Annotated in this window: 23 protein-coding genes; 16 read left to right on the top strand and 7 right to left on the bottom strand. The window is 62.6% G+C overall.

Annotated features, from left to right (window positions below):
- Positions 1-106: 106 nt before the first annotated feature.
- The 5 genes from C5J26_RS33545 to C5J26_RS19280 all read right to left on the bottom strand — a co-directional run bounded on the left by C5J26_RS33545 (position 107) and on the right by C5J26_RS19280 (position 4139).
- A complete protein-coding gene (locus C5J26_RS33545; RefSeq protein WP_256386085.1) occupies positions 107-229 on the bottom strand; it encodes a hypothetical protein in 123 nt (40 codons plus the stop codon).
- Between the two features lie 93 nt (positions 230-322).
- On the bottom strand, positions 323-739 hold the full coding sequence (locus tag C5J26_RS19295) for an organic hydroperoxide resistance protein (RefSeq protein ID WP_105403239.1): 417 nt from the start codon (positions 737-739) through the stop codon (positions 323-325).
- Positions 740-912: 173 nt separating this feature from the next.
- Positions 913-2235 (bottom strand): ATP-binding protein, encoded by a 1323-nt coding sequence (locus tag C5J26_RS19290; RefSeq protein WP_105403238.1) that lies wholly within the window; start codon positions 2233-2235, stop codon positions 913-915.
- Complete coding sequence (locus C5J26_RS19285; protein WP_105403237.1) at positions 2232-2972, bottom strand: response regulator; 741 nt, start codon at positions 2970-2972, stop codon at positions 2232-2234. Before C5J26_RS19285 ends, C5J26_RS19290 begins: the two co-directional genes overlap by 4 nt.
- Positions 2973-3086: 114 nt before the next feature.
- Complete coding sequence (locus tag C5J26_RS19280; protein ID WP_105403236.1) at positions 3087-4139, bottom strand: alpha/beta fold hydrolase; 1053 nt, start codon at positions 4137-4139, stop codon at positions 3087-3089.
- 331 nt (positions 4140-4470) lie between these two features.
- On the opposite strand from C5J26_RS19280, the gene C5J26_RS19275 reads away from it, so the two are divergent.
- Complete coding sequence (locus C5J26_RS19275; RefSeq protein ID WP_172745951.1) at positions 4471-6246, top strand: cytochrome c biogenesis protein DipZ; 1776 nt, start codon at positions 4471-4473, stop codon at positions 6244-6246.
- Between the two features lie 45 nt (positions 6247-6291).
- On the top strand, positions 6292-7047 hold the full coding sequence (locus tag C5J26_RS19270) for an alpha/beta fold hydrolase (protein WP_105403234.1): 756 nt from the start codon (positions 6292-6294) through the stop codon (positions 7045-7047).
- A 123-nt stretch (positions 7048-7170) separates the two neighbouring features.
- Here C5J26_RS19270 and C5J26_RS19265 read toward each other — a convergent pair whose 3' ends face one another.
- Positions 7171-8079 carry an AraC family transcriptional regulator gene (locus tag C5J26_RS19265; protein WP_105403233.1) on the bottom strand — a complete coding sequence of 303 codons (909 nt, stop codon included), beginning with the start codon at positions 8077-8079 and terminating at the stop codon, positions 7171-7173.
- Positions 8080-8244: 165 nt separating this feature from the next.
- On the opposite strand from C5J26_RS19265, the gene C5J26_RS32785 reads away from it, so the two are divergent.
- From C5J26_RS32785 to kduI, 9 genes are all read left to right on the top strand, one after another.
- On the top strand, positions 8245-8418 hold the full coding sequence (locus C5J26_RS32785; RefSeq protein ID WP_172730192.1) for a hypothetical protein: 174 nt from the start codon (positions 8245-8247) through the stop codon (positions 8416-8418).
- Entirely contained in the window at positions 8415-9299 is an 885-nt protein-coding gene (locus tag C5J26_RS19260; RefSeq protein ID WP_046666067.1) for a carbohydrate ABC transporter permease, read from the top strand. Before C5J26_RS32785 ends, C5J26_RS19260 begins: the two co-directional genes overlap by 4 nt.
- A 2-nt stretch (positions 9300-9301) precedes the next feature.
- Positions 9302-10210, top strand: coding sequence for a carbohydrate ABC transporter permease (locus tag C5J26_RS19255; RefSeq protein ID WP_105403232.1), 909 nt, complete (start codon positions 9302-9304; stop codon positions 10208-10210).
- A gap of 4 nt (positions 10211-10214) precedes the next feature.
- Positions 10215-11324: an ABC transporter ATP-binding protein gene (locus tag C5J26_RS19250; RefSeq protein WP_105403231.1), complete on the top strand. Its 1110-nt coding sequence runs from the start codon at positions 10215-10217 to the stop codon at positions 11322-11324.
- A 32-nt stretch (positions 11325-11356) separates the two neighbouring features.
- Positions 11357-12613, top strand: coding sequence for an ABC transporter substrate-binding protein (locus C5J26_RS19245; protein WP_105403230.1), 1257 nt, complete (start codon positions 11357-11359; stop codon positions 12611-12613).
- A gap of 4 nt (positions 12614-12617) precedes the next feature.
- Positions 12618-14132 (top strand): glycoside hydrolase family 28 protein, encoded by a 1515-nt coding sequence (locus C5J26_RS19240; RefSeq protein ID WP_105403229.1) that lies wholly within the window; start codon positions 12618-12620, stop codon positions 14130-14132.
- 6 nt (positions 14133-14138) lie between these two features.
- Entirely contained in the window at positions 14139-15284 is a 1146-nt protein-coding gene (locus C5J26_RS19235) for a glycoside hydrolase family 105 protein (protein WP_105403228.1), read from the top strand.
- A gap of 98 nt (positions 15285-15382) precedes the next feature.
- The gene (locus C5J26_RS19230) at positions 15383-16018 is read left to right on the top strand and encodes a bifunctional 2-polyprenyl-6-hydroxyphenol methylase/3-demethylubiquinol 3-O-methyltransferase UbiG (RefSeq protein ID WP_105403227.1); all 636 of its coding nucleotides are present in this window, start codon (positions 15383-15385) and stop codon (positions 16016-16018) included.
- 147 nt (positions 16019-16165) lie between these two features.
- Positions 16166-17014 carry a 5-dehydro-4-deoxy-D-glucuronate isomerase gene (gene kduI / locus C5J26_RS19225; RefSeq protein WP_105403226.1) on the top strand — a complete coding sequence of 283 codons (849 nt, stop codon included), beginning with the start codon at positions 16166-16168 and terminating at the stop codon, positions 17012-17014.
- 60 nt (positions 17015-17074) lie between these two features.
- Here the strand turns inward: kduI and C5J26_RS19220 are convergent, their stop codons facing one another.
- Positions 17075-18124, bottom strand: a complete 1050-nt coding sequence (locus tag C5J26_RS19220; RefSeq protein WP_105403225.1) for a LacI family DNA-binding transcriptional regulator — start codon at positions 18122-18124, stop codon at positions 17075-17077.
- Positions 18125-18296: 172 nt separating this feature from the next.
- Here C5J26_RS19220 and C5J26_RS19215 point away from each other — a divergent pair, with 172 nt between their 5' ends.
- The 5 genes from C5J26_RS19215 to C5J26_RS19195 all read left to right on the top strand — a co-directional run bounded on the left by C5J26_RS19215 (position 18297) and on the right by C5J26_RS19195 (position 26433).
- Positions 18297-20222, top strand: a complete 1926-nt coding sequence (locus C5J26_RS19215; protein ID WP_105403224.1) for an ABC transporter substrate-binding protein — start codon at positions 18297-18299, stop codon at positions 20220-20222.
- Positions 20223-20310: 88 nt separating this feature from the next.
- The gene (locus C5J26_RS19210; protein WP_105403223.1) at positions 20311-22419 is read left to right on the top strand and encodes a family 10 glycosylhydrolase; all 2109 of its coding nucleotides are present in this window, start codon (positions 20311-20313) and stop codon (positions 22417-22419) included.
- Between the two features lie 109 nt (positions 22420-22528).
- Entirely contained in the window at positions 22529-23515 is a 987-nt protein-coding gene (locus C5J26_RS19205; protein ID WP_105403222.1) for an ABC transporter permease, read from the top strand.
- Between the two features lie 10 nt (positions 23516-23525).
- Complete coding sequence (locus C5J26_RS19200; protein WP_105403221.1) at positions 23526-24716, top strand: ABC transporter permease; 1191 nt, start codon at positions 23526-23528, stop codon at positions 24714-24716.
- 10 nt (positions 24717-24726) lie between these two features.
- The gene (locus C5J26_RS19195; protein WP_105403220.1) at positions 24727-26433 is read left to right on the top strand and encodes an ABC transporter ATP-binding protein; all 1707 of its coding nucleotides are present in this window, start codon (positions 24727-24729) and stop codon (positions 26431-26433) included.
- Positions 26434-26442: the final 9 nt, after the last annotated feature.

Raw genomic sequence — 26442 nt, 5'->3', positions numbered from 1 at the left:
GTAGACCACTACGGTCGCGTGGTCGAGTGCGGGTCGGGATCGCGAAGCATGTGACGACGGCGACCGGGTTCGCGCTTCCGGCCGCCGCTTTTTCCCGGACGGGATTTCAGAACGAGGAACCTGCAGCCAGCAGACCGGCCAAGGCCGATGGCTCCAGTGAGGTTACGTCGTATATGCAGGGCGCCGCGAAGACGGCCGCTCCCAGGATGCAGATGATCACCAATCTCATGGGGTTCTCCAGGGACGAGGCGCCCGCCTCGTCCGGTTATCGGTTCCTGCCTGTCGTCGCGCCGATCCGGCGCGACGCGCAAACCGCGTTTCCTCAGGCGAGGATCAGCTCGACATTGATGTTGCCGCGGGTCGCCTTCGAATAGGGGCAGGTCTGGTGAGCTTCTTCGACAAGCTCATTGGCAAGTTGCGGATCGATGCCCGGCAGGCTGATGTTGAGGCGGGCCTGCAGGAAGTATGCGCCCTCGGTCGTCCCGAGGTCGACCTCGGCATCGACCGCCGTCTCGGTGGGCAACTTGATCTTCCGCTTAGCTGCGGCAAGACCCATGGCGCCGATGAAACATGCCGACCATCCGGCTGCGAAGAGCTGCTCGGGATTGGTGCCGGCATGCGCGCTGCCGGGAGGTGAAAGCTTGACGTCGAGCTGGGCGTCGTCGCTGCGCGAGAACCCGTCGCGGCCGCCGGTCGTGCGGGTCTTGCCGGTATAGAGAACCTTGTCGATCCTGGTCATGGAACACTCCTTTGTTGGTGTCGCCGGTTGCGACATCGGTTGACGGGAGTGGTTTGACGGGCGGAGGTATCCGGCATGTTTCCAGAATCGCCGGAAATGTATCGAACCGTAGCGCGGACCTCGCAGGACATCCTTTCATACAAAACGCTTCGAAAATCGGCCGATCTCCGATATCAGCGGATGGTGACTTCGGCAGCCAGCCCGCCACCTGCGCGATTGTAGAGCCTCACCGAACCGCCGAGTGCTGCGGCAAGCTGCTGGGCGATGGCAAGACCAAGCCCCGAGCCGCCGGTTTCGCGGTTGCGGGATTGCTCCAGCCTGAAGAATGGCTGCATGGCCGCCTCCAGCATTTTTTCGGGGATCCCTGGCCCGCGATCGAGGACGGTGATGACGATGTCACCCTCGCTCCTTCGCTCGACGCTGATCTCGGCCGCGCCGGCAAATTTCACCGCATTGTCGATGAAGTTCGAGAGGATGCGGCGCAGCGCGTGCGGTTTGGTGGACGCGGTGCCCTGTACCACGCCGGCGACGGTCACCGCCTTGCCGGTGTCCTGATAATCATAGGCAATACTGTCGATGAACGAGGCAAGATCGATGCGGGAAACTTTCTCGCCATTGCCATGCGCGCTGCGCGCATAGGCTATGCCGTCCTGCACCAGCCGCTCGATCTCGCCGAGGTCATGCACCAGCTTGTCCCTCTCGGGCGAATCGTCCGCCATGTCGGCGCGCAGCCGCATGCGGGTGATCGGCGTCTGGAGATCGTGGGAGATGGCGGCGAGAATCTGCACCCGTTCCTCGAGATAATGGGCGATCCTCTCGCGCATGGCGTTGAAGGCCCGTGCCGCATGGGCGACTTCGCTCGGGCCGACCTCGCTCAAGGGCGGGCCTTTCCTGTTGGGATCGAGCGCATCGGCTGCGGCCGCAAGGTCTCCGAGCGGGCGGATCACCTGCCGGACCGCAAACCAGGTGCAGATCACCAGCAGCGCCATCTGGACAGCGAACACGTAAGGAAGCCACTCGGCGATCGGCATGACACCCCTCGGCGTGACGTCGATGGTGAGTGGAGAGCCGTCGGAAAGGGTGAGGTGACCCTGCAGCCGCCTGACGTCACCGGGGATGGACTCCACCCGCAGCGGGAACCGATGCCCCACCGCCTCCTGGATCTTGCCGGTAATCTCGGCGCCGCGGCCCGACATTTCCGGCACGCCGGCAATTCCCGGCCCGAGCACCAGGCGGTAGTTGCCGCGGCTCAACCGATCCAGCCAATCGGCCCGCTCGCCGGCCGGCAGCCGGTCGAGGATGGCGATCGATGTCGCAAGATCATTTTCAAGCGTGCCGAGCATGACGGCCTTTGCCGACATGTAACGTTCGATAAAGAGGATGCTGAAGGAGAGCCCGTAGGCGATGGCGAGGCCTGTAAACAGGATGAGGAAAAGCCGGGCACGCAGCGTGCTCGGCCATAATTTTCCTAAAAAACGGGAGACGCTGGCGCTCACGGCTTCGGCTCCGAAATCTCGACGGGAACCGAGAAGACGTAACCTTCGCTGCGCACGGTCTTGATATAGGTCGGCTCGCGCGCATCGTCGCCGAGCCGCTGGCGAAGCCGGCTCACCAGAAGGTCGATCGACCGATCGAACAGGTCCGCATCACGGCCTTGCGTGAGGTTGAGGATCTGGTCGCGGTTGAGCACACGCTGCGGATGGTCAATGAAGACGCGCAGCAGCCGGTATTCTGCACCGCTCAGCGCGATTTCCGTGCCCTGTCCGTCGAGCAGATGGCGGCCGACCGTATCGAGCCGCCAGTCGCCGAAGCTCAGCAGCTGGCCTGCCTCGCTGATTTGCAGGTTGGGCGGCAGCATGCGCGTCCGGCGCAGGACGGCCTTGATGCGCGCCAGCAATTCGCGCGCGGCAAACGGTTTCGGCAGATAGTCGTCGGCACCCATTTCGAGCCCGATGATCCGGTCCATCTCGTCGCTGCGGGCAGTCAGCATCAGGATCGGCGTCGCCTTGTGCTTGCCGGCCCTGAGCTCGCGGCACAGGACGAGCCCGTCATCGCCCGGCATCATCACGTCGAGCACGATCAGGTCGACCGTATTGGCCTCGAGAAAACTGCGCATCTGGCGGCCATCCGCGGCCACCGTCGCCCGGAGGCCGTTCTTCTTCAGGTAGCTCGACAGCAGTTCACGGATTTCGCGGTCGTCATCGACGATCAGGATATGGTCGATATGATCCATTTTCGGGCTTCAAATCCTTGTCTGATGAGAACGGTATCGCACCGCCCTTCCTTCTTTAAACCGCAGGATGGCTGCCGCGAAGCCAAGAATTATCTCCGCGGCAGCCATTGGGGCTCAAAACCGGTCGACGTCCAGAACAGCCTGCGCAAAGGCCTGCGGGGCCTCCTGCGGCAGGTTGTGGCCGATGCCGCCGGTGATGGTGCGATGCTCGTATTTTCCGGAGAACTTGCCCGCATAGGCAGAAGGATCGGCATGCGGCGCGCCGTTGGCATCGCCTTCCATGGTGATCGTCGGCACCGAGATCATCGGCCCCATGGCGAGCTGCTGTTCGAAGGCATCGAACCGGGCCTCGCCTTCGACAAGACCCAGCCGCCAGCGGTAGTTATGGACAACGATCTCGACGTGGTCGGGATTGTCGAATGCGGCGGCCGATCTTTCAAAGGTCGCGTCGTCGAATTTCCAGGTGGGCGACGCCGTCTGCCAGATAAGCCTGTTGAAATCGCGCCGGTTCTGCTCGTAGCCCAACCGGCCGCGTTCGCTGGCGAAATAGAACTGGTACCACCATGCAAGCTCGGCTTTCGGCGGCAGAGGTTTTTTGTTGATTTCCGGGCTGCCGATCAGGTAGCCGCTCACCGATACCATCGCCTTGCAGCGTTCCGGCCAGAGCGCCGCCATGATGTTGGCGGTCCTGGCGCCCCAATCGAAGGCGCCGACGATCGCCTTGTCTATCCCGAGCGCATCGAGGAGCGCGATCATATCGGCCGCAATGGCCGACTGCTGGCCGTTGCGGGGCGTATCCTTCGACAGAAAGCGTGTCGTGCCGTAGCCCCTGAGATAGGGCACGATGACCCGGTAACCGGCAGAAGCGAGCAGCGGCGCGACATCCACGAAGCTGTAGATGTCGTAGGGCCAGCCATGCAGCAGCAGGACAACGGGACCGTCTGCCGGACCGGCCTCGGCATAACCCACATCGAGCACGCCCGCCCTGACCTGCTTCAGCGCTGCGAAGGACGTGTTGGTGCCGGCCTTGACGGCGGTCAATGGCGTCGCGGCAGGCGGCGGAGACTGGGCGCCGGCAGTGCCGGTCATTCCGAATTCGACCGCTGCAACGGTCATGGCGGCAACGCCGAAGAAGCGGCGACGCTGGTGGTTGATTCGGTCGGACATCGATCTCTCCAATTCGTGTTGATCACGATCGGAAAAAAGCCGGAGCCATGTATCCCCGATATGTCCCGAGCCGCGGGTTTTGAATGCGGATGTAGCATCCGGCCGCCGGGATACGTTCTGATACAATTCAGGCAGCGCCGATCCGGCCACCTTCCGCCGCGCCTGGCGACTTGTGTCGCTCTGTAGCGCACCGGGCGGTTTCCTACACTTCGGTACATTTTCCCGCGAACCCGGACACATCCGGGATACGTCGCGCCGGCCAGATTGGCCCGTTGCTGGTCGAGCGCACCGCCGCCCAGAACCCGAACATCCGGTGTCAAAGGAAACGATGATGACGCTTCTTATCATTGCCTATCTCGGAGGCGCGCTGACGATCCTCAGCCCGTGTATTCTCCCCATTCTTCCCTTCGTCTTTGCGCGCGCCGGACAGCCGTTCGTCCGCAGCACATTGCCGATGCTGATCGGCATGGCCGCCACCTTTGCGCTGGTCGCCACGCTTGCGGCGGTCGGCGGCAGCTGGGCGATCCACGCCAACGAATACGGCCGGCTCGCCGCCATCCTCCTGCTCGCAATCTTCGGCGTCAGCCTCCTTTCGCCGCGTGTCGCAAGCTTCGTCACCCGTCCGGTGGTTGATTTCGGCAACCGGCTCCTGAATGCCTCGGGCACACCCGGTACGGTACCCACGGTGACGAGCTCGCTGGTTCTCGGCGTCGCGACCGGCCTGCTCTGGGCTCCCTGCGCCGGCCCCATTCTCGGCCTGGTCCTCACCGGTGCCGCATTGCAGGGCGCGAACCTCGAAACGACATTCCTGCTCGTCGCCTATGCCGCCGGCGCAGCAACTTCCCTCGCCGTTGCGCTCACCGTCGGCGGAAAGGTCTTTGCCGGAATGAAGCATTCGCTCGGTGTCAGTGAACGGATCCGCCAGGTCCTGGGTGCCGCCGTGCTTGCCGGCGTCGCGGTCATTGCGCTTGGCCTCGATACCGGCCTGCTCGCCCGTCTGTCCTATGCCAGCACCGCCTCCTTCGAACAGGCGGTGCTCGACAGGCTGCATTCCAAGCCCGCAACCGGCACGCCTTCGGAAATCGCCGGCAATGGCATGGCGAGCGCCGCAGCCGATCCCGCGCGGCCGTTCCGCAGCACCCTGCCGGTCGAGGGCCGTGCACCTTCGCTCGACGGCGCGGTCGCGTGGCTGAACTCGCCGCCGCTGACCTCGGAGCAGCTCCGCGGCAAGGTCGTACTCGTGGATTTCTGGACCTATTCCTGCATCAACTGCATCCGCGCCGTGCCTTACGTCCGTGCCTGGGCCGAAAAGTACAAGGATCAGGGCCTCGTGGTGATCGGTGTGCACGCTCCGGAATTCGCTTTCGAGAAGAAGATCGACAATGTCAAAAAGGCCATCGGCGACTTCAAGATCGGCTATCCGGTCGCAATCGACAACGACTACAAGATCTGGCGCGCCTTCGAGAACAGCTATTGGCCCGCCCAGTACCTGATCGATGCCAAGGGCCAGATCCGCTATCACCACTTCGGCGAGGGCAACTACAAACAGTCCGAGCAGGCGATCCAGGATCTGCTGCGCGAGGCCGGAAGCGAGATGGCAGCCAGCGCGCCGGTCGTGCCCGACGCCAAGGGCGCGGAGACAAGCCCGGATCTGCGCAACGTTCGCTCCGGCGAAACCTATCTCGGCTACAAGCGCGCCACCAATTTCGCCTCCCGGGAAACCCTGCACGCCGACGCCGCCCGCGACTATTCGATCGACGAACCGAGCCTCAACGAATGGGGACTCTCCGGCACCTGGACCGTCGGCGCGGAACAGGCGACGCTCAGTCAGCCGGGCGGCGGCATCGCCTACCGGTTCAGCGCCCGCGATCTGCATCTCGTCCTCGGTCCCGGCGCTGCCGGCAAGCCGGTCCGCTTCCAGGTGACAATCGACGGCAAGGCGCCGGGAACGAGCCACGGCGCCGATATCGACGCAGACGGCAACGGCACGGTGACGGCGACAAAGCTCTACCAACTCGTTCGTCAGGCCGGCGATGTCGAGGCGCGCAATTTCGAGATCCGCTTCCTCGATCCGGGTGTCGAAGCCTACGCCTTCACCTTCGGTTAGACCCCATCCCAACTCATCCCACATCAACTGACAGGAGTTAAACTCATGAAAAGACGTATTTCCACCTTCGCACTTGCCTTTGCCACCAGCGTCATCGCGTTTGCGGCGCAGGCCGCGGATGTCAAGAACATCGTCATCGTCCACGGCGCATTGGCCGATGGCTCGAGCTGGCGCAAGGCAACCGAAATCCTCGAAAGGCGCGGCTTCAACGTGACGATCGTTCAGCAGCCGATCACCTCGCTTGCCGACGATATCGCCGCCACCCACCGGGTGCTGGACCTCCAGGACGGCCCGACCCTGCTCGTCGGACACAGCTATGGCGGCATGGTAATTACCGAAGCCGGACACAACCCGCATGTCGCCGGCCTCGTCTATGTGGCGGCATTCCAGCCCGACAAGGGCGAAAGCCTGCTCAGCCTCGCAAGCTCGAAACCGGCGGGCGGCATGAACATCCGCGAGACGAAGGACGGCAAATATCTCTATATCGACCCGGCCGCATTCCCGGGCGATTTCGCGGCGGACCTGCCGAAGGACGAGGCCCGTTTTCTCGCCCGGTCGCAGGTATTTGCCGCCAAGGAGGCTTTCGCCGCCAAGATCGGCAATCCCGCCTGGCATACCAGGAAAAGCTGGTCGATCGTCGCCACAGAGGACCGCTCCATCAATCCGGAACTGGAACGGGACATGGCCCGGCGAGCCGGCAGCGACATCACCGAGATCAAGGCAAGCCACGCCGTCTTCGCCTCCCAGCCGGAGAAGGTCGCGGACGTCATCGACCGTGCGGCCAGGCAGGCGGGCAAATAGCTCGCGTGAACGATCGCCCGGCGCCGGAAGAAATTCCGGCGCCGGGCCTGCCGATCTGCGGCAAGGTCGGCCTGGAACCCACGGGAACCAGCCATTAAACCCGGCCCAAAGGCTTCGACCTCTTCAGCGGGTCAGCGGATAGATGAGCTGGCCATCCTCCTCGCCTCTCGGGAAGGCGCCCTCGCGGCTGCGCTTTTCTGATTGCTGATAGCCCTGCGGGCTGATGCCGATATAGCGCTTGAACATGCGGGAGAAATAGTAGGCGTCCGTATAGCCGGAAAGCTCGGCGGCGCGCTTCACCGTACAACCGCCGGCCATCAGGCCCATGGCCCGCTCCATCCGCTTGAACTCCTGGAATTTGTCCGGCGTCCAGCCAACGCGCTTGCGAAACTCCCGCTTGAAGTAATCCGGATTGTAGGGCACCGAATCGATCGTTCTTCCGACGATCTCCTCGCCCAGCGGATCGGCCGCGATCTGGCTCGCCGCCACCATGACCGAAAAGGACAGCGCATCCGGATTGTTGACGTTGCCGACCGATTGCTCCCTCCAGCCGGTATGAGCCTGTTCGATGAATTCGATCAACAGGAACATGAAGAGGTGATGCTGAAGCAGCGTCGTCGAATAGGGCGGCGAATTGTCGTGGTAATAACGCGTCAGCGGCTCCATCATCTCCCAGCGGGCGAGCGTGACGGCGTGTTTCAGGTTCATCTGAGCGATCAGGTCGAGCCGTCCGAAGAGGTCGAGCGTGAAATGCTGGGCGATGCCGGTATAGGCCTCCCACGAGGTCGAACGGCCGGAAAACCACGTATTCGCAGGCAGGAGCATCGCCCTGCCCGGCGCCATGTCGATCGTCTCGCCCCCGACTTCATAACGAGCCGAGCCCGTCAGGCAGATGATCAGGTCATGCACGCTGTTCGATTTGTCCACGCCCCAGGTATGCGAGTGCTGCATCCTTATGGTTGAGCGCGTCAACGTCAACGCCATCGCGTTCATCGGAATGGCAGACAGAACGCTACCTTCGATTTTCTCCATCCTTTTCCCCGAATTCGTCGATTTGATCTCGCTGGCAAAGTGAGAATATCAGCCCGGGAGCTAAGAACTCAACACGCCTGAGACATTAATGGGAGGAAATGGCGCTTCAATTGCGGGAGCCTGACGGATCAGGTGTGCGCGCAAATCGAAGGGCCAGAAGTCGCGATGCACAATAAAGCAAGTGTCTCTTCGTTCAACATCGCCTCTATCGGCGGTGGTTCGCTCAACTGCGCGACGAACCTCACGGGCGACCTTGCCTGTGACCGAGCCGTCACCGCACATGCCGGTCGAATGAACCGCCTGCCGGAAGCGCTGGCCAGACTGGGGCGGGCGGCATGAGCGGCGACAACAAGTTCCTTGGGCTTATCTATCTGTCGCCCTTCATCATCGGGCTCCTGGTTTTCACCGCCCTGCCCTTCCTTGCGTCACTCTATCTGAGCTTCACCAACTATAACCTGATGAACGAGCCGGTCTTCACGGGCCTGCAGAACTATATCCGGTTGTTCACCAACGACCGGACGTTCCGCAAATCGCTCTGGGTGACGCTGGTCTACGTATTCACGACGGTGCCGCTGAAGCTCGCTTTCGCGCTCTTCATGGCGGTGATCCTCAATTACAAGCTGAGGTTCATCAACGTCTTCAGGACGGCCTATTACGTGCCCTCGATCCTCGGCGGTTCGATCGCCATCGCGGTTCTGTGGCGCTACATCTTCGCCGATGTCGGTCTCGTCAACATGGGCCTCGCCCTCATAGGCTTCGAGCCGGTCAACTGGTTCGGCGACCCGACCAATGCGCTGTTCACCATCACGCTGTTGCGCCTCTGGCAGTTCGGTTCGGCCATGGTGATCTTCCTCGCCGCCCTCCAGAGCATCGACAAGACTCTCTACGAGGCAGCTTCGATCGACGGCGCCGGCAAATGGACGAGCTTTGTCTACATCACCCTGCCGCTGATCACGCCTGTCATCTTTTTCAACCTGATCATGCAGATGGTCCAGGCCTTCCAGGAGTTCAACGGACCCTACATCATCACCCAAGGGGGGCCTTTGAAATCCACCTATCTCCTGCCGATCTACATCTATGACGAGGCCTTCAAGCGCTTCGACATGGGTTATGCCTCGGCCATCGCCTGGGTCCTGTTCCTCATCATCATGGCCCTCACCCTCATCGCCTTCTGGTCTTCGCGCCACTGGGTCTATTACGCCGGCGACAAGAGGAGCTGACCATGACCGATCACATCCTCTCCCAGAATTCCCCGGCCGCCCGCGACATCGACATCGTCCGCAGCCGCGAAACGCGCCGCCACCGCTTCAATGCCGCGCTGCGTTACGCTCTGCTGACCGCGGTCGGGCTGCTGATGCTTTATCCGCTGATCTGGCTGATCGGGGCGTCGTTCAAGACCAATTCGGAGATCTTCTCCAATCCCGGCTTCTGGCCGGAGAACCCGACGCTCGACGGCTATATCAGGGGCTGGAAAACCTCGACGCCCTATTCCTTCGGCACGTTCTTCATCAACACGCTGTGGATCGTCATCCCGAAGGTGATCGGCACGGCGATTTCCTGCACGGCGGTCGCCTATGGCTTTGCCCGCTTCGATTTCCCGTTCAAGAAGGTGCTGTTTTCCGCGCTGATCGCGACGCTGCTCCTGCCGAACGTCGTCACCCGCATTCCGCAATACCTGATCTTCCGCGATCTCGGCTGGCTCGACAGCTACCTGCCGCTCTGGGTGCCTTCGGCGCTGGCGGGCGATGCCTTCTTCGTCTTCATGCTGGTGCAGTTCCTGCGTGCCATTCCGCGCGACATGGAGGAAGCAGCGCGGGTCGACGGAGCGACCACCTGGCAGACGCTGATCTTCATCGTCGTGCCGCTTCTGATGCCGGCGCTGATCTCGGTCTGCCTGTTCCAGTTCATGTGGACGATGAACGACTTCCTCGGGCCGCTGATCTACATCTCTTCGGTCGACAAATACCCGATCTCGCTGGCGCTGAAACTGTCGATCGACACGACCGAAGCCTTCGAATGGAACCGGGTCCTGGCGATGTCGGTCCTGTCCTTGGCACCGGCACTCGCGGTCTTCTTCCTCGCCCAGAAATATTTCATCGACGGGATCTCCTCCGGCGGGATCAAAGGATAGTCACATGGCGCGTCTTCAACTGAGAAACCTCGAAAAGGACTACGGTTCGTTCCGCGCCGTGCATGGCATCAATCTGGATGTCGAAGACGGCGAGTTCATGGTGCTGGTCGGCCCGTCCGGCTGCGCCAAGTCCACGACGCTTCGGATGATCGCCGGGCTGGAACGGGTGACCGGCGGCGAGATCCGCATCGGCGGCGAACTGGTCAACGACAAGACACCTGGCGACCGCGGCATATCCATGGTCTTCCAGAACTATGCGCTCTATCCGCATATGAAGGTCCACAAGAACCTCTCCTTCAGCATGCGGCTGAAGCGCCGTCCGGCCGCCGAGATCGAACAGGCCACAAGCCACGTCTCCAATCTTCTCGAGATCGACCCCTTGCTCGACCGGCTCCCAAAACAGCTCTCCGGCGGCCAGGCGCAGCGCGTCGCGGTTGGCCGGGCGCTGATCAAGAAACCGCAGGTCTTCCTGTTCGACGAGCCGCTCTCCAACCTCGACGCCAAGCTGCGCGCCTCGATGCGCGTGCGCATCACCGACCTGCACAAGCGGCTGAAGGCGGACGGCCAGCAGGCGACCGTCATCTACGTTACCCACGACCAGACCGAAGCCATGACCATGGGCGACCGCATCTGCGTCATGAGGGACGGCCACATCATGCAGGTCGCCGATCCGGTGACGCTCTACAGCCGCCCGGCCAATACATTCGTTGCAGGCTTCATCGGCAGCCCGGAAATGAATTTCCTCGACGGCACGTTCGAGGGAGAGAACAGCGTGCGGGCAGCGGAGCAGGTGATCGTGCTCGGCGACGAGTTCACCAAGCGGATTTCCGGGCGCAGCGAGCACGTCACGCTCGGCATCCGGCCGCAGCACCTGCACATCGTCGCGGCCGAAACGCCCGGCACCATCAAGGGCAAGCTTACCCATATCGAGTTCATGGGCCACGAAGTCTACCTCTATGTCGACATCGGCCCGAAACGCCTCATCGCCGTGGTGCCGTCCGCGTCCTACGACCGCGGCGCGCTTCGCGACGACTGGGTCTGGCTGAGCCCGGACCCGAAGGGAGTGCATCTGTTCGACCGCCAGTCCGGGGAGAACATCAGCCTGGCGATTTGAAACTTCATCGTTCCAACTTGGGAGGAGCCAAAATGAGAACCATGTTCATGACGGCGGCTTTGTTTGCCGCCACCAGCCTTTCGACCGCATTCGCCGCGGACCTGCGCATGTCCTGGTGGGGCAGCGACGACCGCCATGTCGCGACCCAGCAGGCCCTGAAGGTCTGCGGCGCGAAATTCGGCCACACGATCGCACCTGAATTCACCGGCTTCCAGGGCCATCAGGAAAAGATCGCCACCCAGCTCGCCGGCCGCACCGAGGCCGACATCATGCAGGTGAACTGGCCCTGGCTGCCGCTGTTCACCAAGAACGGCGACGGCTTTGCCGACCTGAACCAGTACAAGGACATCGTCGACCTCAGCCAGTGGTCGAAGTCGGATCTCGACAGCGGCACCGTCAAGGGCAAGCTGAACGGCATTTCCGTCTCCACGACCGGTCGCGTCTTCATGTTCAACAAGACGACCTACGACAAGGCCGGTGTCCCGATCCCGAAAACCTGGGAAGAGCTGATCGCCGCAGCCCCGAAGATGAAGGAAAAGCTTGGCAAGGAGTATTATCCGTTCGAGGGTGCGGCTCTCGACGCCCGCCTGATGGTGATCCTGCGCACCACCCAGAAGACCGGCAAGGACCTGATCGACCCGGCCACCAACAAGGTCGCCTGGAGCGAAGCCGAACTCGCCGAAGGCCTGGAATTCTACAAGACGCTGGTCGACAAGGGCGTCATCGAGAGCTGGAAACAGGTGGCCGCCGGCGGCAATACGCCGCTGCATGAAAACCAGAAATGGGCCAAGGGCCAGGTCGCCGGCACCTACCAGTGGGACAGCACCTACGGCAAGATCGCGACTCCGATGGAAAAGGGCCAGGAGCTCGTGCCCGTCAAGCTGTTGACGATCGAGGGCGCCAAGACCGACGGCGTCTACCGCAAGCCCTCCATGCTGTTTTCGATCTCCCGGAACAGCAAGGACCCGAAGGCCGCGGCGCAGGTGCTCAACTGCCTGCTCAACGATCCGGAAGCGGTCAAGATCATGGGGGCGACGCGCGGCATTCCCTCCAGCAAGGCGGCGCTCGATACGCTGACCAAGGAAGGCAAGATCAAGCCGGTGCAGCTGGAAGCCTACAAGCGGGTGATGGAGCCGACCAGCCCCGGCGTCTCGCCGCTCAACGAGCATCCGCGCGTCACCGAAGTCTTCGATACCAATTTCGAAGCCTTCGCTTATGGCCAGCAATCTTCCAAGGATGCCGCAACCGAGATCATCGCCGGCATCAACCAAGCGCTGACGGGGATCTGAGGACGTGACGGACGTCGCCATCGAACTCCTGATTGCCGGCCCCCGCAACGCGACCTTCCGCGTCGATGCCGAAAGGCATCTTCACACACGCGATGACGCGCTTGCCTGGCAGGTTCGGGAGATCGGCGGCGCGTTGGTCGCCGAGGGGACGACACGGACTGTCGTCTTCTCGGTCGCCTCCCTTGAGCCGGGCACAACCTACCTTTTCCATGCAGGTGATGCCCGGCTCGAATTTACCACACGGCGGGAAACCGCCGCGATCGACATCCGCGATTTCGGCGCCTCGACGGACGCACAGGACAATGCGCCGGCGATCCAGCGGGCCATCGCGGGGCTCGCTCCCGGAGGCACGCTGAGAATACCGGGCGGGCGCTGGCTGAGCGGACCGATCTTCCTCAAGAGCGACATGAGCCTGTTTCTCGAAGACGGCGCCGAGCTCGCGGCGATCGCCAACAGGCAAGACTTTCCCATCCTGCCGGCGCGCCATGCGGATGGCCGCATTCTCGGCACCTGGGAAGGCGTGGCCGAGGCCTGTTATGCGAGCCTGGTCAACGCGATCGACTGCCGCAATGTTCATCTTGCCGGCACCGGCACCATCGACGGCGGCGGCGACCGTGGCGACTGGTGGTCGTGGCCGAAGGAAACACGCCAGGGCGCCAGGCGCCCCCGCACCATCTTCCTGTCGGCATGCGAGGACGTCACCCTTTCCGGCCTCACCATCCGCAATTCGCCGTCCTGGACGGTCCACCCGGTTTTCTGCAGACGGCTCATCGCCGCGGATCTCACGATTGAGAACGATCCGGTTTCCCCGAATACCGACGGTTTTAACCCCGAAAGCAGCTCCGATATCCGCCTTGTCGGCCTGCATATCTCGGTCGGCGACGATTGCATCGCCCTCAAGGCCGGCAAACGCAGCCTGCTCGGTGGGCCGGACCGCCCGACCGATCATGTGCGGATAGAGAACTGCCTGATGGAGCGCGGCCATGGCGCGGTGGTCATCGGCAGCGAGATGAGCGCCGGCATCAGCGACATCGCTATCCGAAACTGCCACTTCAAGGGAACGGATCGGGGGCTGCGTATCAAGACGCGCCGGGGACGCGGCGGCACGGTCGCCAACATCCGGCTCGCCGACAGCCTGATGGAGGACGTCGCAACCCCGGTCGCCGTCAATTCCTTTTATTTCTGCGATGCCGACGGCCGGTCCGATTACGTCCAGTCCCGGTCGCCGCTGCCGGTCTCCCTGGAGACGCCGAGCATAAGCTCGATCTCCGTCGAGAATGTTACCGTTACCGGCGCACGAACGGCGGCCGCCGTCTTCTATGGCCTGCCGGAAGCCGCGATCCGCGACATTGCCTTCGAAAACTACACCGTCTCCTTCGCGCCGGATGCCGAGGCCGAAGTGCCGGAAATGGCCTCTCTACTCCTGCCGCTCCGGCATGCCGGGATCGTTGCGGAAAACGCCGTTTTCAGCCGCCTTGCGCGGCTTTCTCCGGTTTCCATTCATCCAGCTCAAGACTGAAATCCAATGCTTCAGGACTACTTCGAGAATTACGCGCGCGATTATGAATATTACAAAGGCGGCGCCTGGTGTTACGAGGACGGTTGCCTCTACCGCGGCCTGATCGCGCTTTACGAAGCGACCGGCGAGCGCCTGTGGCTGGATCATCTCATCCGTCTGGTGAGCGGCCAGATCGACGCGCAAGGCCGGCTTGTCGGCTACGCGATCGACGAATTCAACATAGACAACATCCTGCCCGGCCGGGCGCTCGTCTTTCTCCATCGGCTGACGGGCGAGAGCCGCTGGCTTGATGCCGCCGCCCCGCTGGCGCGACAGCTCGAAACGCATCCGCGCACCGGCAGCGACGTCTATTGGCACAAGCTGCGTTACCCGCATCAGATCTGGCTGGACGGGCTCTACATGGCGCTGCCGTTCAAGGTGGAATACGCCCAGGCGGTCTCAAAGCCCCAGGCCGTCGAGGAAGCGCTCCGGCAGTTCACGACGGCGCTCGACCTCACCTATGACCGGCAGGCGGATCTTTATCGTCACGGTTACGACGAGGCCCGGCAACAGGCTTGGGCGGATGCGGAAAGCGGCCTTTCGCCGGCCCATTGGGCAAGATCGATCGGCTGGCTGGCAATGGCCTTCGTCGACATCATCGAAAACCTGCCCGCCGGCGTAGCGCGGCGGGAGCTCACCGACCGCGCCGCGGCGCTGGCGTCCCGGATCATTGCCCTTCGCACCGCGGATCACCGCTGGCTGCAGGTGATCGACCGGCCGGACGAAGCGCAGAACTATCCCGAAAGCTCGGCCACGGCGATGTTCTCCTATTTCCTCCAGAAGCTCGCGCGGCTTGGCGGCCCCCCCGGCGTTTCCGAGGCCGGTCGAGCGAGCCTGCAATCGCTGACGGGACAGGAGCTGCGGCGGGATGCTGATGGACGGCCGAGGCTTCACAACATCTGTTGCGTCGCAGGCCTCGGAGGCTTTAACGGCCGCTATCGCGACGGCACCGTCGGCTATTATCTTTCCGAGGAAATCCGCCCCGACGACATCAAGGGTGTCGGGCCACTGATGATGGCCTATGCGGAAACGCTGCTGGACACACAATCGATGATGTCCCAGTCTGGGCGGCTGGGGGACCAGGTCGAGCTCAGCGCCGCCGTCAAACGATAGCAACGCCCGGCAGTGTCTCAGATCGAACTTCTGCTATGGTCGGGAGGTGGGCCTCTCGCTCGTTTGGGGGGCCCTTGTCTTGGGGGAGGAGCGCTAAGATGAGCACCGACAGGGACACTGTGCGGTCCTATGACACGGTCGCGGCGGAGTACGCTGCTGAAGCGGCGGCGATGCCCGAATGGGTCGCGACAGAGATCGATGCGTTCGTGACTGCGCTGGGTGGCTCGGGCAGAGTGCTGGAGATCGGAAGCGGCGGCGGACGAGATGCGCTTGAGCTTGAGAAGCGGGGGGTTAGCGTCCGGCGCACCGACATTTCGAAGGGTTTCGTCGAACTGCTTCGCGACAATGGCTTTAAGGCCGACCTGCTGGACCCGCTGACCGAAGACCTGGCCGACCCGCAGCGTCCCGGCACGCCGTATGACGGGGTCTGGGCCTGCGCCTGCCTGATTCACGTCGCGCGCGAAGATTTGCGCGTGGTGCTTGGACGACTTGCCGAGGCGACCCGGACCGGCGGCCGGCTGCACGCCTCTGTCAGAGAGGGTGATGGGGAGGAAATGTCCACACATGGCAGCGCTGCAGCGCCTCGGCGCTATGTCGAAACGTACTGGCGCGAGCCTGCCCTGCGAACTGCACTTACAGAGGCCGGCTGGATCGTCAGCGACGTACGTCGGTGCGTCGGGAGCCCCGATGATTGGTGGCTGAGCGTTCGGGCGAGCCGGGCGCGACGAAGATAGAGTTCCAGGCCCGGATAGAAGCGGCGTGCCGCGTCCGCACGGGACACCAACCCGGTTAGATCGAACTTCGGATCCGGGTCGAAAGCCGAAGTTCAAACTGAGACACTACCCGGCGCGCTCGCGCCGAGAAACAGGAGAAAACAGACCATGACGATCGATGTCCGGACGCGCCATGCCGTTCACTACAGCCAGTCGGAGCGTATGACGAGCGCGGACTTGCGCGAGAATTTCGTGATCGAGAATCTGTTTGTCGCGGGGACGCTGCAGGCTGTCTATACCCACTATGACCGAATGCTGGTGGCAGGAGTGGCACCGACGCAGGCAAGCCTCGGCGTCGGCAGCGAACTGGCCAAACTGGTCGGCGCAGACTACCTGCTGGAGCGCCGCGAGCTGGGCCTCATCAATATCGGCGGACCGGGCCGCGTCATCGCCGACGGCAAGGCTTACGAACTCCTGCCAATGGACGGGCTCTATCTCGGCATGGGAACGAAGGAGATCTTCTTCGAAAGCCACGACCCGTCGGCACCCGCGAAATTTTATATCAACAGTGCGCCGGCGCACGCCACCTTACCCTCACGGATCGTCAGCAGCGCAGATGCGATCGAGAACAATCTCGGCGAAAGTGCCACGTCGAACAAGCGCAAGCTCTACCAGTATCTGCATCCGAAAGTGCTGCCGACCTGCCAGCTGCTGATGGGGCTGACCCGGCTGGAGACCGGCAGCGTCTGGAACACCATGCCGGCGCATCTGCATGACCGGCGGATGGAAGCCTATCTCTATTTCGAGATCCCGGAAAACGCCTTCGTTGTTCACCTGATGGGCCGGCCGGCGGCGACCAACCATCTGATCATCCGCAATGAACAGGCCGCGCTCTCGCCGCCCTGGTCGATCCATTGCGGCGCCGGCACCGGGGCCTACGCCTTCATCTGGAGCATGGCCGGAGACAACCAGTCCTTCACCGACATGGACATGGTGGATATGAAGAGCCTCAAATAAGCCGCCGAAGTCCATTTGCCACCGGAGCAGCGATGCTCGGACGGGCGGCGGCGGGAACCGTCAGACGGGCACTATACGCGGTTCCTGCCGAACTACCGTGCGATCACCGGGATGCACGGTGTCCTTGCATGGACCGGTGGAGCGGCGCTCGATGATCCTCGACGCGACCTGGACCCTGCGGGCGGGGGTTCCGGACTGGCGCGGGTTCTCGATCCGCTCGAGCAGGAGCCGCAGGCCGACGGCTCCGCATTCCTGGCCTTCCATCCGCACCGTCGTCAGCGCCGGCGAGATCTGCTTTGCCGGTGAAAAATCGCCAAAACCGACCACCGAGACATCATCGGGAATGCGATAGCCCTGGCCCAGGAGTTCGGAAACGACGGTGAGCGCCAAGCCGTCATGCGCGCAGAAGAAGGCGGTCGGCCGAGCACCTTTTTCCTTCAGTGCGCGATAGGTTTCGGCAAAACCATTCTCCTCCTCGAACTGCAGGACATGCAACGTGACATCCGGGTGACGCTCGGCGATTTCGCGCGCGCCATAAAAGCGCTCGCGGCGGCCGCGATAACCGGGTGTGCCATGGACATAGGCGATGGAACGGTGACCGAGGTCTACCAGGTATTGGATCACGGCCTGCCCTGCCTCATGGTCGGTGCCGGAGACCTGATCGGCATCTTCGAGCGGATCGACCCAGCCGAACCGGATGATCGGAGTGCCGGTCGCCATCGCGGCGCGGATCGCCTCGCGGTCGTGCGGTCCGACCAGCAACAGTCCGGCGCAGGTGCGCGCCAGTTCTTCAAGCTGTCCCTGGCTGTGGGTCCATAACATCCTGAGAGCCATGCCGAGCCTGTGCGCCTCTGCCTGGACCCCGTTCTGGATCTGCATGTGCAGCTCGCTGTTGACCGGGTCGAGGTCGTGAAACACCACCGCGATATCGCCCGGCGCGGTCTGGCGGGCGGGCTTGCTATAGCCGAGACGCAGGGCTGTTTCGCGAATCCGCTCGCGGGTTTCCTCGCTGACGCCGCTCTTGCCCGACAACGATCTGGACACGGCATATTTCGAAAGGCCGACCTCGCGCGCGATGGTCTGCAAGGTGACCCGCCCCCTGTTTTTCATTCCAGCCCTCTCTGCATTGCCGCCTGGCGGCACTGCCGCACTGCAAAACGCAATTTTCCCAAACAAGCCTACATAACACTTTACCTAACAGTATTCGAATGCAAACTTTCCGTTATCCACGCCCAAGGGAAATAATAGGTAACGGCGGGGACTGCGTGTGGAGGAGACACTCATGATCAAGCTGAAACGTCGCGCGTTTCTGGCCGGGACTTCGGCCGTTTTGATTTTGCCGGCCCTGCCGGCTTTAGCCGTCGACTACAAGGAAGCCGGTCTCTTGAAGGATAAGGTCGCCAGCGGCGCCCTTCCTCCCCTCAAGGATCGGCTGCCCGCCAACCCCCTTGTCATCAAACCCCTTGAAAGTGTTGGTAAATACGGAGGCGATTGGAAGCTGGCGCTGGTCGGCGGCGGTTCGCTCTCGATGCTGTTCCGCTACCAGGCCTATGAGCCTCTCCTGCGTTACACGCCCGACTGGTCGGGGGTGACGCTCAATGTCGCGGAAGCCTTTGAAGGCAATGCAGATTCCACCGTCTACACCATTCGCCTGCGCAAGGGCATGAAGTGGTCCGATGGACATCCCTACACCACCGCCGACGTCAAGTTCTGGTACGATACCGTGCTGACCGACAAACGCGTCGCCGTCACCAGCCAGGGCCACTGGAAGACCGCCGGCAAGCCCGCCAAACTGGAAGTGGTCGACGAACAGACCTTCAAGGTCATCTTTGAAAAACCTAACGGTATGTTCCCGCTGCAGGTCGCCTGGTCCAACTGGGATCACACCACGCGCTGCCCCAAGCATTATCTCGAGCAGTTCCATATCGACTACAATCCGAAAGCGGACGAGCTGGCCAAGCAGCGCGGCTTCCAGAGCTGGATCGCCGCATTCCAGTCCGCCTCCGGCTTCCAGGACGACAACGCCTTCTTCCTCAATTCGTCGAAGAAGCCTTGCCTCAACGCCTGGTATTTCACGATCGCGCCTGGCGAAAACACCGAGCGCGTGGTGGCCGAACGCAACCCCTACTATTGGAAGGTCGATACCGCGGGCAATCAGTTGCCCTATATGGACCGCATCGTCTACCAGATGGTCGCCGATCCGCAGGTACTGCTGTTGAAATGCATGCAGGGCGAAATCGACCTGATGGACCAGTATATCGCCACACCGAACAACAAGTCGGTTCTCTACGACGCGCGCAAGCAGGGCGACTATGATTTCTACACGCTGACCTCGACCGAGGCCAACGTCATGAACTTCATCTTCAACCTCAACCACAATGACGAGACGAAGCGAAAGCTCTTCCGCAACAAGAAGTTCCGCGCGGCCCTGTCGACGGCGCTCGATCGGCAGACGCTGATCGACGCGGTGCTGGTCGGCCAGGGCGCGGCCGCCCAGCCGTCGATCAAGGAAGGCGATCCGCTCTATAGCGATCAGCTCGCCAAGCAGTTCACCGAGTACAGCGTCGACAAGGCGAATGCCATGCTCGACGAGCTGGTCCCGAAGCGCGACAGCCAGAATTTCCGTCTCGACGAGAAGGGCCGGCGGCTGACGATCATCTTCGAGATCGACCAGGCCCGCCCAATCTTCCTCGATCTCTTCCAGCTGGCGATCCCGATGTTCCAGGCGGTCGGCATCGATGCGCAGATGCGCACCATGGACCGCTCCCTCTGGGAGACCCGCGTGCGCCAGGGCCGCGATTTCGACGCGACCGCGCATCAGTTCGGCGCCAATGGCGGCGTCGCGGCGATGCTCGATCCGCGCTACTACGTGCCGACCGACAGCAACGCGATGTATGCCCCGGCCTGGCAGCTCTGGTATCTCGATCCCAAGAACGCCAATGCCGAGGAGCCGCCGGAAGAGACCAAGAAGCTGCTCGCGCTCTACGACAAGCTGAAGGCGACATCGGACCAGGCCGGCCAGCGCGAGATCATGAAACAGATCCTCCAGGGGGCCGCCGACAACTTCTATGTCTTCGGGATTTCGCAGCCGCCGGACGGCTACGGCATCGTCAAGAACAACATGAGGAACATCACCAAGACCATGCCGAACTCGTTCGGCTGGCCGACCCCTGCCCCGACCATGCCGGAGCAGTTCTACAAGGTCTGAAGGCCTCGCCAATTGCGATGTTTTTCCGGGCGCCGGCGCAAGCCGGCCGGCGCCATGGGGCCCCTTTTTCCGATAACTGGATGCTATCATGCTCGAGGCGAGACGACAGAACACCGACACCTTGCGGACTCCCGACTGGTACAGGACCGCGACGCGCTGGACCCAGCTGACCTTCGTGGAGGATGATCCGGAAAAATACGACCCGGCCTTCTGGATCGACGTCTTCAAGCGCACCAAATCCAACGCCCTATGCCTCAGCGCCGGCGGTTACATCGCCTACTATCCAAGCGAGGTTCCCTATCACTACGTCAGCCAGTATCTGGGTGACAGGGACATTTTCGGCGCGCTGGTCGATGCCGCCCGCAAGCTCGACATGCATGTCATGGCCCGCGTCGATCCGCACGCCATCCATGACGATGCGGCCAGGGCTCATCCGGAATGGGTGATGATCAATGCCGACGGCACGCCGCGCCGCCACTGGGCCTATCCGGATGTCTGGGTCACCAATGCCTATGGCGACTACAACTCGGTATTCATGCCGGAGGTCGTGAAGGAGATCGTCCGCGAATACGATATCGACGCGATCTTCGCCAATCGCTGGCAAGGCCACGGCGTCGACTACAGCGAAGACAGCGCCCGCCGTTTCAAGGACATGACCGGCCATGCGCTGCCCAGAAGGGCGGATGCCGAGGACCCGGCCTGGCAGGCCTGGCTGCAATGGCGCCGCCGGGTGCTGACCGATATGATCGCCCAGTGGGACGACGCAGTCAAAGCCATCCGGCCGCATGCGAGCTTCATCCCCAACATGAGCGGCGCGTCGCTGATGGAGTTCGACCTCTCGGTCATCACCAAACATTGCCCCTTCCTCGTCGTCGACCATCAGGGCCGCAAGGGGCTGGAGCTCGGCTGGTCGGCGGGGCGCAACGGCAAGCGCATCCGCGCCACCTTTGCCGATCGTCCGGTGGTGCTGATCACCTCGATCGGTCCGGAAGAGGAATACCGCTGGAAGGATGCGGTGACCTCGGGCGAGGAAATGCAGCTCTGGATCAACAACGGCACAGCCCACGGGCTTTTCGCCTGGTTCACGAAATTCAACGGCGTGGTGCCCGACAAGCGCTGGGTGGATCCGGTCGCCGAGGCTTTCGTGCTGCAGTCGGCCGTCGAGCCGGTCCTCGAAAGCATGAGGCCGACGGCAGAGATCGCCGTGATCGACCCGTCGACCACCTTGCGTCACTGGGCGCCGGAAGACCGCCACGCGGCGGAGAAACACGACCTCGGCATCTACCATGCCCTGGTCGAGGCTCGCCTGCCCTTCGAGCTTCTGTCCGACCAGGTGCTCACCCGGGACAATCTCGACCGCTTCAAGGTCATCGTCCTTGCCAATGCCTCCTGCCTTTCGCATGCGCAGAACGAGGCGATCCGGGCCTATGTGGCGCGCGGCGGCAGCGTCGTCGCCTCCTACGAGACCTCGCTTCGCGACGAATTCGGCAAGGCGCGTTCCGAATTCGGGCTGTCGGACGTGCTTGGCGCCAAATTCGTCTCCGGCCCGCGCGGCATCGTCAAGAACACCTATGTCGCGCTGTCCGGCGACCACCCGGTCAACAAGGGTTTTGACGGCGCCGAGCGGATCATGGGCGGCACAAGGCTCATCCATGTCGAGCCGGCTGCGGGCGCTGCAACGCCGGTCCTCTACGTTCCCGATTTCCCGGATCTTCCGATGGAGGAGGTCTATCCGCGTAAAGACCCGGAAGGGGCGGCCGTCATCGCCCGCCAAACCGGCATGGGTGGCCGCACTGTCTATATTCCCTGGAATATCGGCGAAATCTTCTGGGAAGTGTTTGCCGTCGATCACGCCCGGCTGCTGTCCAACGCCGTCCATTGGGCGCTTGGCAAGACTCCGCGCGTCACCGTCAAAGGCCCGGGCGTCATCGACCTCGCCCTCAGGGAAAACGCCGAGGGTATCGCGCTCAGCCTCTTCAACCTCACCAACCCGATGATGATGAAAGGGCCGATACGCGAAAATTATCCTCTGGCGGCCCAGACCGTTTCGGTGGAAGTTCCGAGCGGCAAATCGGTTGCGAAAGCCTGGCTGGTCGTTGCGGACAGGGCGGCAAGCTTCAGCGTCAAGGACGGACGCGCGGAGGTGGACGTGCCGGGAATAGAGCGGCTGGAAGTGCTGCATCTCACCTGGAAATAAGGTGGGAGACTAAAATGGAGGAACGCTTTCGGCCTGGAGGGGCCGAGGGCGGATGAAGATCCGAAGGTGGCGCCTAAACGGCGCTTTCAACGGGAGGAGAACTATTCCGATGCTTGGCTACATCTTCAAGCGCGTGCTCTACATGATCCCGACCCTGTTCGGCATGTCGCTGATATCGTTCCTGATCATCCAGCTGCCGCCGGGTGACTACCTGACGTCGATGATCGCCACGATGAGCGACAGCGGCCAGACCGTCGATCCGGCCCAGATCGAGCGGCTGAAGGAAATCTACGGCTTCGACGATCCCTTCTACATCCAGTATCTCAAGTGGATCTGGGGCATCGTCAGTCGTGGCGACTTCGGTCATTCATTCGAATGGAACCAGCCCGTTTCCGGCCTGATCTGGGGCCGGATGGGTTCGACCCTGGTCATCTCGCTCTTAAGCCTCCTGTTCGTATGGATCGTCGCGCTGCCGATCGGCATTTATTCCGCCGTCCGTCGCCATTCGATCAGCGACCACGTCTTCACCTTTTTCGGCTTCATCGGGCTTGCGGTGCCGAACTTCATCCTGGCGCTGGTGCTGATGTATGTCGCCTACCGTTATCTCGGCCAGAGCGTCGGCGGCCTCAACTCGCCCGAATATGCCGAAGCCCCCTGGAGCCTTGCCAAGGTCGGCGATTTCCTTGCGCATTTGTGGATCCCGATCATCATCATCGGCGCGTCTGGAACGGCGGCGCTGATCCGCGTCCTGCGCGCCAACCTGACCGACGAACTTCACAAGCCTTACGTGATCACCGCGCGTGCCAAAGGCCTGCCGGAATACAAGGTCATCCTCAAATATCCAGTGCGGATCGCCCTCAATCCGTTCGTCTCGGCGATCGGCTGGGTGCTGCCGCATCTGGTCTCCGGCGTGACGATCACCGCCATCGTCCTCAACCTGCCGACCGCCGGGCCGCTGCTGTTCCGAGCGCTGATATCGCAGGACATGTATCTCGCCGGCAGTTTCATCCTGCTCCTCAGTGCCCTCACCCTTGTCGGCATGCTGCTATCGGATCTGCTGCTGGCGCTGCTCGATCCGCGCATCCGGTTCAATTGAGGGAGGCCGCATGAGCACGCACGATACATTCGGAACCTATTCCGGCCCCGCCCACACCGTCGCCGACGGCCCCTCGATCAGTCCGCTCAAAGCCGGAAAGACCGTTTCGACCGCAACGGTCGGCCCCTGGAGGCTGATTGCGGGAAAGCTTCTCCGCCAGAAGGTGGCCATGTTTGCCGGCGCGGTCATCGTGATCCTCTATCTGATCGGCCTGTTCGCCGAATTCCTGGCACCCAGCCTGCCCGCCACCTCGCGGCCGCAATATACCTATGCGCCGCCGCAGGGCCTGAGCTTCTTCGTCAAAAAGCCGGACGGCAGTTCCGAGTTCAATTTCCATGTGAAAGGCTACAAGGTCGAGATCGAAAAGGTGGCGCTGCGGCGCACCTTCGTCGTCGACGACACCAAGGTCGTGCCGGTCGGCCTGTTCGTCAAAGGCCCGCGCTACGAACTCTGGGGCCTCATCCCGATGGACCGCCACCTGATCGGCCCGATCAATCCAAGCGATCCGATGTATCTGCTCGGCGCCGACCGCCTCGGGCGCGACGTCTTCTCGCGGCTGGTCTATGGCACCCGGATTTCCATGTCGATCGGTCTCGTTGGCGTCGTCATGTCGCTCGTCCTCGGCGTCGTGCTCGGCTCGATATCGGGCTTTTACGGCGGCTGGATCGATACGGTGATCCAGCGCATGATCGAGGTTGTCAGCGCCATGCCGACCATCCCACTATGGCTGGGCCTCGCAGCGGCGATCCCGCTCACATGGTCGCCGGTCAACGTCTATTTCGTCATCACCATTATCGTCTCGCTGCTCGGCTGGACCAGCCTCGCCCGTGAGGTGCGCGGCCGTTTCCTCGCCCTTCGCAGCGAAGACTTCGTCACCGCCGCAATCCTCGACGGATCGAGCGAGAAGCGCCTGATCTTCCGCCATATCCTGCCGTCCCTGACGAGCCATATTCTCGCCGTCGTGACGCTTGCCGTGCCGACGATGATCGTTGCCGAAACCTCGCTTTCCTTCCTCGGTATCGGCCTGAAGCCGCCGGTCGTCAGCTGGGGCGTGCTGCTGCAGGACGCCCAGAACATCCGCACGGTGGCAACCGCACCATGGCTGCTGATCTGGCCCTCGCTCGCGGTGATCGTCGCCGTGTTGTCCTTCAATTTCTTCGGCGACGGCCTTCGCGATGCCGCCGACCCCTATGACAATTGAGGAGGAAACCATGACCGGTCCTGCCGAAGACGCCGTCCTCTCCGTCGAAAACCTCTCGATCGATTTCCGGTTGCGGACCCATATCCTGCATGCGGTCGAGAATGTCAGTTTCGAGCTGAAGCGCGGCCAGACGCTTTGCCTCGTCGGCGAGAGCGGTTCGGGCAAGAGCGTCACCGCCCGCTCGCTGCTGCAGATCGTCGACAGGCCCGGCAGCATCGTCGGCGGGCGCATCCTTTTGCGAAACGCCGGCGAGATCACGGATATCGCCAGGCTTGATCCGGATGGCCAAGCCATGCGCGCCATTCGCGGCCGCAGGATCGGCCTGATCTTCCAGGAACCGATGAGTTCGCTGTCGCCGGTCCACACCATCGGCTCGCAGATCACCGAAGCCGTGCGCCTGCACAGCGATCTCGACAAGCGCGCCGCGCGGGCGAAAACGGTCGAATTGCTGCGCCAGGTCGAAATCCCCAATCCGGACCAGATGGCCGACCGCTACACGTTCGAATTTTCCGGCGGCATGCGTCAGCGGGCGATGATCGCCATGGCGCTTGCCGGCAATCCCGACATCCTGATCGCCGACGAGCCGACCACGGCGCTCGACGTCACCACCCAGGCCGAAATCCTAGACCTGATCAAGCGGCTGCAGGTGGAACGCGGCATGGCCATGCTGCTCATCACCCACGACATGGGCATCGTCGCCGAAGTGGCGGACGACGTCGCCGTCATGCGCTTCGGCCATATCGTCGAGCGCGGCCCGGTCGATGCGATCTACCATGACGCCCAGCACCCCTACACGCGCCAGCTTCTCGCCTCAACGGTGAAACTGACCCGGCATGTCGAAGGCAGGGTGCCGGCGGTGGCCGCGTCGTCGCAGCCACTGCAGCCGATCCTTTCGGTCCGCAATCTCGGCAAGACCTTCGGCTGGCACGGAAAAACCAATTCGCTGCGCGCCGTCGACGACGCCAATTTCGATCTCTATCCCGGTGAGAACCTCGGTATCGTTGGCGAAAGCGGCTCGGGCAAGACGACGCTCGGCCGGCTGATCCTGCGCACGGTCGAGCCGACGACCGGCAGCGTCGTCTACCGCAACAAGGATGGCGGCGACGTCGAGGTCACCAGCCTGACCAAAAAGGAGCTGCGCGGCTTCCACCGGGAAGTCCGCCTCGTCTTCCAGGATCCGTTCGCCTCGCTCAACCCGCGCATGACGGTCAAGGAAGTGATCGGCGACCCGCTGATCATCAATGGCCTCGCCAAGGGCAAGGCGCTCGAGGAACGTGTCGCCGAACTGATGCGCCTCGTCGGGCTCGATCCGATGGGCATGGAACGTTATCCGCACGCCTTTTCCGGCGGCCAGCGGCAACGCATCGGCATTGCCCGGGCGCTGGCGCTCGATCCGCGCATCATCATCGCCGACGAGGCGACCTCGGCGCTCGACGTGTCGATCCGCAGCCAAATCCTCGACCTGCTGCTCGACATCCGCCAGCGGCTGAACCTCAGTTTCATCTTCATCTCGCATGACATTTCGGTGGTGCGCTATTTCTGCGATCGTGTCGCGGTCATGCATCGCGGCAAGATCGTCGAGCTCGGCGAGGCCGAGCAGATCTGCACCGCGCCACGGGAGGCCTATACCAAGAGCCTGATTTCCGCCGTTCCCAATCCCGACCCCCGCGACAAGCGCATGCTGCACCGGCACCGCTTCGTCGCACCCGTACTCTGAGGACAGTGC

Source organism: Neorhizobium sp. T7_12, assembly GCF_002968535.1.
Lineage (GTDB): Bacteria > Pseudomonadota > Alphaproteobacteria > Rhizobiales > Rhizobiaceae > Neorhizobium > Neorhizobium tomejilense.
The sequence above is the reverse complement of the archived record's forward strand: the minus strand, read 5'-3'. Positions and strand labels throughout refer to the sequence as shown.